This window comes from Streptomyces colwelliae (assembly GCF_048158785.1).
GTDB lineage: Bacteria > Actinomycetota > Actinomycetes > Streptomycetales > Streptomycetaceae > Streptomyces.
In genome coordinates this window covers 1-8,048 of the sequence record NZ_JBLTJC010000430.1, presented here as the reverse complement: position 1 = coordinate 8,048, position 8,048 = coordinate 1, and the positions used below count along the sequence as shown (strand labels likewise).

The 8,048-nt window shown below is 70.4% G+C and carries 4 protein-coding genes; 1 reads left to right on the top strand and 3 read right to left on the bottom strand.

Features of this window, described 5'->3' with window-relative positions; genetic code table 11:
• Nucleotides 1–265 precede the first annotated feature (265 nt).
• Nucleotides 266–1,174 carry an SCO6745 family protein gene (locus ACNFOC_RS46565; RefSeq protein WP_416965053.1) on the bottom strand — a complete coding sequence of 303 codons (909 nt, stop codon included), beginning with the start codon at nucleotides 1,172–1,174 and terminating at the stop codon, nucleotides 266–268.
• A gap of 105 nt (nucleotides 1,175–1,279) precedes the next feature.
• On the opposite strand from ACNFOC_RS46565, the gene ACNFOC_RS46560 reads away from it, so the two are divergent.
• Entirely contained in the window at nucleotides 1,280–1,912 is a 633-nt protein-coding gene (locus ACNFOC_RS46560) for a TetR/AcrR family transcriptional regulator (protein ID WP_416965052.1), read from the top strand.
• 19 nt (nucleotides 1,913–1,931) lie between these two features.
• On the opposite strand, the gene ACNFOC_RS46555 is transcribed toward ACNFOC_RS46560, so the two are convergent.
• Both ACNFOC_RS46555 and mfd read right to left on the bottom strand, forming a co-directional pair.
• On the bottom strand, nucleotides 1,932–4,259 hold the full coding sequence (locus ACNFOC_RS46555) for a hypothetical protein (RefSeq protein WP_416965051.1): 2,328 nt from the start codon (nucleotides 4,257–4,259) through the stop codon (nucleotides 1,932–1,934).
• Between the two features lie 115 nt (nucleotides 4,260–4,374).
• Nucleotides 4,375–7,905, bottom strand: a complete 3,531-nt coding sequence (mfd, locus tag ACNFOC_RS46550) for a transcription-repair coupling factor (RefSeq protein WP_416965050.1) — start codon at nucleotides 7,903–7,905, stop codon at nucleotides 4,375–4,377.
• Nucleotides 7,906–8,048: the final 143 nt, after the last annotated feature.

Below are 8,048 nucleotides of genomic sequence, written 5' to 3'. Positions count from 1 at the left end.
CCCTTGCTCACCCGGCCCCGCCCCTGAGAGGGCGGATATTGCCTGGTCCCCACGGTAGCGGCGGACGCGTCACGGGCATACGAGACCTATGGCCGTATGGCGCGCAACTCGCCTGTATCGCAGCGGTGGAACAGGCCGAAGTACCGGCTTCCCTCACCCCCTCTCCTTACTCCCCTTACTCCGCCCCGGATTTCACGCTCTCTCAGCCCCGCAGACCCACAGCCCCGCAGACCATCAGCCCCCAGTCCCTTAGCCTCCCAGTCCCTCAGACCTTGCCGATGCCCAACGTCGACTCCGAGGGCAGCAGCCCGGAACCGAGTACGGCAACCCAGAACTCCCCCAGCAGGTCGGCGAGTCGGTCGGTGTCGGTCCGGCCGAGGAACTGCCAAGGTGCGGCGGCCAGTTGGTCGGTGCGCCGTTCGACCTCCTGGCGCAGGTCGCGGCCCGCCCGCGTCGCCGTACCCATGTCGTCTATGACGCCCCGGACGACCAGGCGTTCGCGTGCCGCGGCCCATTCCTCCCGGCTCCAGCCCCGGCTCTCGAAGCGCTGGACGGAGGCGGCTCCGATCGCGGCGAAGGAGACCAGGGACTCGACCGGGTCGAGATCGGCGACGAGGAGGGCGGCGAGGTGGCCGTCGCCACGGTGTTCGCGCAGGATCGTCGCCGCCTGCCACAGCTGGAGGTGGGGTTCCGTGGGCCAGGACAACTCGGCGTTGGCCGCGGCGAGGGGGCGGCCCGCGGTGTTCACCGCCTCGGCGGCGCGGCGGGCGAGGGCGGCTGCCTCCGCCAACTCGGGGCTGTCGACGCGGTCGCCGAATATCGCGCGGTAGGCCCGGTCCATTCCGCGCACCCTCGCCTTCAGCACGGCGTCCGGGCTCGCGATGCCCCACGCCGGGTCCATGTGCTCGGCGACCATGCGGGGGCTGAAGCTGTAGAAGGCGGAGGCCACCCGCTCACTGCCGACCGGGCCCAACGGCGCGGCGCGCAACGGGAAGTAGCTCGGCCAGCGCTCCCCCGTGTCGTATCCGAGCGCGGCCGCCTCCTCGAAGACCTCCGGCGCGTAATACAGCACGGCGTGCAGGGGTTCGAGCAGGTGCCAGAGCTGGCGCACGCGGCTCAGCTCAACGATGGCGGGGCTTTTCGTGGTCTCGATTCCCCGCACGCTCTCCGACATGACATAACTCCTCGTCGCGTCCCGGTCGTCCACAACTTGACACTGACTAGATTGCCTCACCCACCCAAACTTGTCAATGCCTAGATTCAGCGTACGCTGCTGACCATGAGCACAGCCAAGCCCGCGAAGACGGACGAGACCGCCGAGACCGCCGAGAGCGCCAAGGCCTCCGGGAGCACCCGCCGCCCGTACCACCACGGCGATCTGCGCCGCGCCATCCTCACCGCCGCGCTCGACGTCATCGCCGCCGACGGCCCGGCCGCGCTGAGCCTGCGGGATCTCGCCCGGCGTGCCGGTGTCTCGCACGCGGCGCCGGCGCATCACTTCAAGGACCGCACGGGGCTGTTGACGGCGATCGCGGCGGAGGGGTTCGGGCTGCTGGCGGGCGCGATCGGGGAAGCGGCGGATCTGAAGGACGCGGGCGTGCGGTACGTCCGCTTCGCGCGCGAGCATCCGGCGCACTTCCAAGTGATGTTCGCGCCCGAGCTGTTGCGCGACGGCGACCTCGAACTCGCCACGGCCCGCGCCCTCGCCACGGACGCCCTGCGCGAAGCCGTCTCGTCCGTGCGCCCCGCGGCCCTTGGCATCGACCCCCGCCTGGCCGGCGTCGCCGCCTGGTCCCTGGCGCACGGCTTCGCGACGCTGCTCCTCGGGCACAACCTGGACGGGCCGGTCGGCGACAAGGATCCCGAGGCGGTGTTCCGGACGTTGGCGACGGCGTTGTTCCGGTCCGATTGACCTGCGGGGACAAGCAGGTTCAGCCGATCCGAGACGACGCGAACTCCACCGTCACCGTCCCGTTCTCGTCAAGAGCCGGTGCACACGACGTCTCGACGTCGGGGTTGACACAGACGCCCGACCACTCGTCGAAGAAGAGGTTCTCGCCAGAGATGGTCGCGGTCAGGGACAGTCCCTCCGTCGCGACATCGAAGTCACAACCCCAAGTCCTGGCCAGACCGTCGCAGGTCACCTCGGGAGGAACACCGTTGATCGTGACGTTGCCTTCGGCTGGGCCGTCGACGGCGACGGTGATGTGGACGACTCCGGTGCCGGTGAGCTCGGCTGTGGAGGTGCTCTCGCCCGAAGCAACCGTGAGTCCGGTACTCGCCGGACCCAGCCGGTTCGGTGCGTATCTGACCGACACCGTGCACGAGGCTCCAGCCTCCAGACGGTCCGAGCAGCCTCCCTCGCCCCGCCGCACTGTCGAGAAGCCGGTGTCACCGGGGATGCCCACGGAGTCGAGTGCCACGGCCTGGCCGTTGGGGTTGGTGATCGTGAAGTCCAACACCCGGGTGTCGTGGAGCGGGGAGATGTTCACCGTTCCGAAGCTCTGTGCGGACGGGGTGATAGCGGGCGCCGAGAGCGTGATGGGCGGCGTCCCGCCGTTTCCTGCGGTGGTCTGGCCCGTAGTCGTCTGACCTGTCGTGGTCTCACCCGTAGTCGTCTGACCCGTAGTCGTGCCACCACTGATGTCGGTCCCCCCAGGCCCCGCAGACACGATGGGTGGCGGGTCGGACCCACCGCCTCCGCCCGTGCCCCCGCCGCCACCGACCGCCTGCACGATCGCCGACCCGATCACCAGCACCGCCACCACCCCGGCGACGGCCGCCAGCACCAGCCGCCGGGAGTTCGCGGTCCTGGACGCGGCCGGCGCCGACGGTGGCATCGGCGGAGGCGGAGGCGGTTCGAGGAGGGCCAGGTTGGCCCGCGTGACCGCCGCCCCCGCCACGTCCCCCAACTGCGTCCGCAGGTCGAGCGCCCGCCGCAGCAGCCGTCGGGCGTGGTCCGTGCGGTCGTGGAGGAAGTGCTGGACGCCCTGTTGGTGGGTGAAGTACGCCTCGGCGGCCTTGTCCCCGGCCGCCTGCGCCGCCGTGATCCCCTGCGCGAGGGTGTTCTGCCAGGCCTGCCAGTGCCCCTGGACGAACAGCACGCGCTCGACGACCGTCGTCAGCCGGACGACCACCTGCCACTCACGCTGTTCGGCCGCGACACCGAGCAGACTCAGCGCCGCCTCGGCGGCCCCGCGCGTCTCCTCACCGGTCGGGTCGCCGGACGTGAGCCAGGCACCCAACGCCCGCAGCACGGAGGCGAGTCCGATGTAGCGGTACAGGATCCGCCGGTAGGGCTCGGACTTGCAGACCGGCAACCCGAAGCGGTCCGCGGCCTGTTCGGCCAGTCCGCGCGCGGTCAGCGACTCCAGGGTCTCGCTGACGTACGCGATGTCGGCCATCTGGGAGAGCAGGGCACCGGGCAGCAGCGCACCGCCGACCAGCGTGAGCACCGCCAGCGCCCGCTTGGCCTGCGGGCCCGTGGCCGAGATGCTCAGTTCGTCCAGGATCCCCGGGTCGGACTCGGCCCGCGCGGCGAGTTCGGCGAAGGAGCGGCCGTCGACCCGTGCCAGCGCTCCCGCCTGCCGCAGACGCAGCGGCTGCCCGTCCACGGCCGCCACCAGCCGTCGTACGGCGGCCATCTCGGAGTCGGGGATGAAGCGGCCCAGTTCGTGCGAGAGCAGGGCCACCGCCGCCGCTTCCGGCAACCCCGGCAGGGTCCGCGAGTTCCCGAGGACGCCGAGCACCGGGACCGGAGCACCGATCACCAGCGCGCAGCCCGGTAACACCCGGCGCAGGTAGCCGAGTTGCTCGGGGCTGTAGGACACATCGTCGAGTACGACGACTCCGGTGACCTGTCCCAGCGTCCAGGCGCACTGCTCTGTGGTCAGCCGTACGCCGCCGACGCCGGAAGAGTAGACGTAGAACTGCCGCATCAAGTCCTGGAGCAGGTCCTCCAGTTCGGTGCCGCCGACCCGCACATACACGCCACCGGCGGCGGCCGCGTTCCGCAGCAGAGTGGACTTTCCCGCTCCGCAGGGGCCGGTGAACTCCACCGCGCTCCGCTCGCGCACCGCCCTGCGGACGAGGGCGAGCTGTTCGTCCCGGCCCACGAGGAACGGCGGTGCGGAGACATCCGGTCCATGAGGCAGCCGTACCGGTCGTGGATCGGACGCGCGCAGGGGCAGGCGCGTCAGGCGAGCCCCGTGGCGGTCGGTGAGCGAGACGCCGAGATTGCCGAAGACGACACTGTTCATTCCTCCCCCTGGAATGAACGGGCGCCTGGAAAGCGCCGATATGTCAACGATGGGGAGCGGGCGCCACCGGTGTCAATACGATGGTGTCAGACGATTCGGACAGCGCCCGCAAGACCTACGACCCCAGGATCGTCGCCAGGAACTCCCCCACCCAGCCCAGCAACTCCCGCCCGACCAGCGGCTTCCCGCCCACCTTGGCCGTCTTCGGGCGGGGTACCAGCACCTGGTGGGCGGCCGGCTTGATGACGGTGCCCGGGTAGAGGCGCTTGAGGCGCAGTTCCTGGGATTCCCTCAACTCCACCGGCGCGAAGCGGATGTTGGTGCCCTGGAGGACGATGTCGCCGACGCCGCACGCGCGGGCGAGCATGCGCAGGCCCGCCACCAGCAGCAGGTTCTCGACCGGTTCGGGCAACTTGCCGTAGCGGTCGACGAGTTCCTCGCGTACGGCCTTGATGTCCTCCTCCGTGTTGGCGGAGGCGATGGACCGGTAGGCGGAGAGGCGCAGGCGCTCGCCGGGGGCGTAGTCGTGCGGGACGTGGGCGTCGACGGGGAGCTCGATCTTGACCTCCAGGGGCGGCTCCTCCTCGACACCGCCCTCCAGGGAGGCGCGGTAGTCCGCGACGGCCTCGCCGACCATGCGGACGTACAGGTCGAAGCCGACGCCCGCGATGTGGCCGGACTGTTCGCCGCCCAGGAGGTTTCCGGCTCCTCGGATCTCCAGGTCCTTCATCGCCACGTACATGCCCGCGCCCATCTCCGTGTGCTGGGCGATGGTCGCGAGGCGCTCGTGGGCCGTCTCCGTCAAGGGCTTCTCCGGGGGGTACAGGAAGTACGCGTAGCCCCGCTCCCTGCCTCGGCCCACCCGGCCGCGCAGCTGGTGGAGTTGGGACAGGCCGAAGTTGTCACCGCGCTCCACGATCAGCGTGTTCGCGTTGGAGATGTCGATGCCCGACTCGACGATCGTCGTCGACACCAGGACGTCGAACTTCTTCTCCCAGAAGTCGACGACCACCTGCTCCAGCGACTGCTCCGACATCTGGCCGTGGGCGGTCGCGATGCGCGCCTCCGGGACGATCTCGCGCAGCCGGGCCGCCGCGCGGTCGATCGATTCGACGCGGTTGTGGATGTAGAAGACCTGGCCCTCGCGCAGGAGTTCGCGGCGGATCGCGGCGCCGATCTGCCTCTCCTCGTAGGGGCCGACGAATGTCAGTACCGGGTGACGCTCCTCCGGGGGCGTCGTGATCGTCGACATCTCACGGATGCCGGTCACCGCCATCTCCAGGGTTCTGGGAATCGGCGTGGCGGACATCGTCAGGACGTCGACATTCGCGCGCAGCTTCTTCAGCTGCTCCTTGTGCTCGACGCCGAAGCGCTGCTCCTCGTCGACGATGACCAGGCCGAGATCCTTGAACTTGGTCTCGGAGGAGAACAGGCGGTGGGTGCCGATGACGAGGTCCACGGAGCCCTCGCGCAGGCCCTCCAGGGTCGCCTTCGCCTCCGTGTCGGTCTGGAAGCGGCTCAACGCCCGTACGTTGACCGGGAACTGCGAGTACCGCTCGGTGAACGTCCCGAAGTGCTGCTGCACGAGCAGCGTCGTCGGGACGAGGACGGCGACCTGCTTGCCGTCCTGTACGGCCTTGAACGCGGCCCGTACCGCGATCTCCGTCTTGCCGTAGCCGACGTCGCCGCAGACCAGCCGGTCCATCGGGATCGACTTCTCCATGTCGTCCTTGACCTCGGCGATGGTCGTCAACTGGTCGGGCGTCTCCACGTACGGGAAGGCGTCCTCCAGCTCCCGCTGCCAGGGCGTGTCCGCGCCGAACGCGTACCCCGGGGCGGCCATCCGGGCCGAGTACAGCTTGATGAGGTCGGCCGCGATCTCCTTGACGGCCTTCTTGGCGCGCGCCTTGGTCTTCGTCCAGTCGGCGCCGCCGAGGCGGTGCATGGTCGGGGACTCGCCACCGACGTACTTGGTGATCTGCTCAAGCTGGTCGGTGGGGATGTACAGCCGGTCGCCGGGCTGGCCGCGCTTGGCGGGGGCGTACTCGACGACCAGGTACTCGCGCGTCGCGGTCTGCACCGTGCGCTGCACCATCTCGATGTAACGGCCCACACCGTGCTGCTCGTGGACGATGTAGTCGCCCGCCTCCAGGGTGAGCGGATCGATGGTCTTGCGGCGGCGGGCCGGCATCCGGACGCCGTCCTTGCCGGCGGCCTTCTGCCCGGAGAGGTCGGTCTCGGTGAGGACGGCGAGCTTCAGCGCCGTATCGACGAAGCCGTAGTCGATCGAGCCGGTCGCCACGTGCACCACGGAGGGGGCGATCTCGCCGAGTTCCGTCTCCAGGCGGGCCGCCACGCCCTCGCTGCCGAGAACCTCGACCGTGCGGGCGGCGGGGCCGTGGGCCTCGGTCACGAAGACCGTGCGCCAGCCGTCGGCGAGCCAGCCCTTGGTGTCGGCGAGGGCCTTCGCGGTGTCGCCGCGGTACGTCTCGGGGGCGTGCATGCCGAGCTTCAGGGTGCCGGCGTCGAGCTCTTCATCAGCGGCGAACGGCGAGACGGACCACCACATCATGTCCAGCTCGCGCGCCCGGTCCCGTACGTCCGCGATGGCCCACAAGGAGGCCGCGCCGACGTCGATGGGCGCCTCGCCACCACCGGCGGTCGCCGCCCAGGAGGCCTGGAGGAACTCCTGCGAGGTGGCGACGAGATCGGACGCACGCGTGCGTACCCGCTCCGGATCGCATACGACGGTCATCGCGCCCTTGGGGAGCACGTCGAGCAGCAGTTCCATGTCGTCGACGAGCACCGGGGCCAGCGACTCCATGCCCTCTACGGCGATGCCCTCGGCGATCTTGTTGAGCAGCTCGCCCAGTTCGGGGTGCTGTTCGGCGAGGGCACGCGCGCGCGTGCGGACGTCTTCCGTCAACAGGAGTTCACGGCACGGGGGTGCCCACAGGCCGTGTTCGGCGACCTCCAGGGAGCGCTGGTCGGCGACCTTGAAGTAGCGGATCTCCTCGACGTCGTCGCCCCAGAACTCGATGCGCAGGGGGTGTTCCTCGGTGGGCGGGAACACGTCCAGGATGCCGCCGCGTACGGCGAACTCGCCGCGCTTTTCGACGAGCTCCACGCGCGCGTAGGCGGCGGCGCCGAGCGCGTCCACGATCGCGTTCAGGTCGGCGGTCTGGCCCGTCCGCAGGGCGACCGGCTCCAGGTCTCCGAGCCCCTTGACCTGCGGTTGCAGCACGGACCGCACGGGCGCCACGACGACGGAGACCGGGCCCGTCTCCGGGTCGTCCTCCCTCGGGTGGGCCAGGCGGCGCAGGACGGCGAGGCGACGGCCCACGGTGTCGCTGCGCGGGCTGAGGCGCTCGTGCGGGAGGGTCTCCCAGGACGGGTAGTCCACGACGCCGTCCGACGGGAGCAGCGAGCGCAGGGCTGCCGCCAGGTCCTCGGCCTCCCTGCCCGTCGCGGTCACCGCGAGGACGGTGCGGCCGGTCTCCCGGGCCAGCGCTGCCACGGCGAAGGGGCGGGTCGCCGGGGGGCCTACCAGGTCGACGTGCATGCGGTTGCCGTCGGTCGCGGCCCTGGTGGCTTCCGCGAGGGCGGGGTCCTTGACTACGGCGTCGAGCAGACCGTGCAGGCTCATGGAGGGCTTTCCGTCTGGGGGTGGGCAACACGAAGGGCCCGACGCGGGTGGTGGGCCGGGGGTATCCAGCGTACGTCGGTGCGCTCGCTGACGCCGGGGCTGTGGATAACCCCGCTTTCTCGGCACCCTGCACTGGTATTGAC